The sequence below is a fragment of the Megasphaera cerevisiae DSM 20462 genome (assembly GCF_001045675.1).
Lineage (GTDB): Bacteria > Bacillota > Negativicutes > Veillonellales > Megasphaeraceae > Megasphaera > Megasphaera cerevisiae.
In genome coordinates this window covers 1-2,207 of record NZ_LEKT01000103.1, presented here as the reverse complement: position 1 = coordinate 2,207, position 2,207 = coordinate 1, and the positions used below count along the sequence as shown (strand labels likewise).

General features: G+C 40.9%; 1 protein-coding gene and 3 tRNA genes. All 4 read right to left on the bottom strand.

Features of this window, described 5'->3' with window-relative positions:
• Positions 1-509: 509 nt before the first annotated feature.
• The 4 genes from AB840_RS15115 to AB840_RS15100 all read right to left on the bottom strand — a co-directional run bounded on the left by AB840_RS15115 (position 510) and on the right by AB840_RS15100 (position 2,001).
• A tRNA-Val gene (locus AB840_RS15115) sits at positions 510-585 on the bottom strand.
• A gap of 5 nt (positions 586-590) precedes the next feature.
• A tRNA-Glu gene (locus tag AB840_RS15110) sits at positions 591-665 on the bottom strand.
• A gap of 1 nt (position 666) precedes the next feature.
• Positions 667-742: transfer RNA gene (locus AB840_RS15105), tRNA-Asn, on the bottom strand.
• A gap of 365 nt (positions 743-1,107) precedes the next feature.
• Positions 1,108-2,001: an MFS transporter gene (locus AB840_RS15100; RefSeq protein WP_072061878.1), complete on the bottom strand. Its 894-nt coding sequence runs from the start codon at positions 1,999-2,001 to the stop codon at positions 1,108-1,110.
• Between the last annotated feature and the right edge of the window lie 206 nt (positions 2,002-2,207).

Sequence of the window (2,207 nt, the reverse complement as noted above, 5' to 3'; positions counted from 1 at the left end):
TTCTGCCGCCAGGACAGGAGCCGTCAGCCACAGTGCGACAGCCCAGGACAGGCCGGCATACCAGGCAGTACGCTTCCTTCTTGATATATTATTTTTCATAGCGTTTCTCCATTTCCACTGCGTATCTCTTTTTCGATACCAGTAATCATTTTCTATTTGCCATTATACCAAATGCAGTGAAATCCTTCTACTCCATTCGGACATAAAAATAATCCATTCCGACATTTATTTTTTATGACAGACAGCAAAAGAAGCCCCCAAAGGACCATCTTCCTGGATTATGCATTTTTCTCGAACAGGAGCAACCGGTATGTATCTTGGATACCGTATGAGAAAGGGTGCATTACACGCAGTGGCTGCATTTCTACGCTGGCACAGGCAGAACGCTGAGGATACCCTCCTATGGTCTTATGCAAAGTGACTCCTTTTGCGATGCCAGATATGGCAAACACAAAAAAGTCTGTAACAAAATGAAGAAAAAAGCTTCATCTTGTTACAGACTTTTTTTATGGTGGGCGCTAACAGGATCGAACTGCTGACATCTTGCTTGTAAGGCAAGCGCTCTCCCAGCTGAGCTAAGCGCCCATATTTGGTGACCCCTGCGGGATTTGAACCCACGTTCACGCCGTGAAAGGGCGGTGTCTTAACCACTTGACCAAGGGGCCATGGCTCCTCAAGTAGGACTCGAACCTACGACAAATCGGTTAACAGCCGATTGCTCTACCAACTGAGCTATTGAGGAATAACGCATGTGTTCTGCATCGAACATTAGTTATTATACTATATCCATCTTACTTTGGCAAGTATTTTTTGTTGTTTTTCAAAAAAAAAAATATAGAATGCAAAATAAATAGAACACATAAAAAGAGAGCCATCGTAAGATAGAGTCACCACAAATATCCCACTCGGAGTTCCCTTCTACGTCTCATATGCATTCTAGCATACAACACCAGTCTTTCAACATTTTGCGCCGTATCAATACAACCAAATCAAACTTCTCCTGCATAAAAGATTCTCAAAACGCAAATTGCCGCAGACGGTGACGTACGATGAGTTTAACTTAATTTTTTAAAATATATAATTTTTTTACTAAGCTCTCACCAATACTTATTCTGCTATTTGCAGCTGCTTGATTAGTATCATCACACAATACAAAAATGCAATAAATGCAACTGCTCCGCCTGCATAACCAATATAAGCAATCGAACTATATGTCGAAACAATCCCGCCAAGCCAAGTACCACTACCAATTCCCAAATTAAAAATACCTGAAAAAATAGACATTGCAACTGCAGCTGCATTCAGTGAAGCACTTTGAATAATTTCTGCCTGAAACGTAACGTTAAAAGCTGTCACTGCCATCCCCCATAGTGCACACAAAACAATGACCATAGATGCATAAGCAGACACAGGATATAACAGCAGCAACGATATTGTAATGCAGGCTAAAACAACCCGTATAAAATCATACCGAACTCGATTATAGCAAATAGAAAACAAAAAACTTCCTATAAGGCCGCTGGCACCAAAAATAGTCAAGGTAATGGTGATCCAACCCTCTGGAAATGCAGCTATCTGCCGCAGAAAAGGCTCAATATAACTATAGCCAGTATAATATGCAGTTGCTACCAAAAAAGTTAAAAAATATGTTTCTGTCAATACATTTTTTTTTAAAAGCTGTGGCAGCTGATGAAATGAAAAAGTTGAAGTGTCGGGAAGTTGAGGAAACACAGTAAATAAATACACTAATACAATAAAAGATATACCGGCAAGAACAAAAAAAGTCATACGCCAACCAATATATAAACCCACAACTCTCCCCAGTGGCAGACCAACGATCATAGCAATGGATGTCCCCGTAACGATCATACTCAATGCCAGGTCCTGATGCTCTTTAGAAACTAATTGAACAGCAATAGGCGCCGCTACAGACCAAAAAATAGAATGAGCGCAAGCAACAGGGTTTGTCAAGTTAAGTGTGTAAGTTTTTTTAGGTATCATAAAAGAAGATGCGTTACCAGTGATTGCTGGCTTTAAAATTTCTCGTATTTCAGGATACGAGCTTGCAGCTTATCATCCATAGCCAACTGGTTTCTGACCATCGCCCAGTTCTGGATATGATGCCCTTCCCACTTGGCATAGAGTTCCTTTACCCTGAGATAGAGAACCTTGAAGACAGATTCCTCGCTGGAGAACGAGCCCTTCTT

Coding starts and splice junctions, on each gene's coding strand:
- AB840_RS15100 (WP_072061878.1), bottom strand. CDS start 2,001: ATGATACCTAAAAAAACTTACACACTTAACTTGACAAACCCTGTTGCT.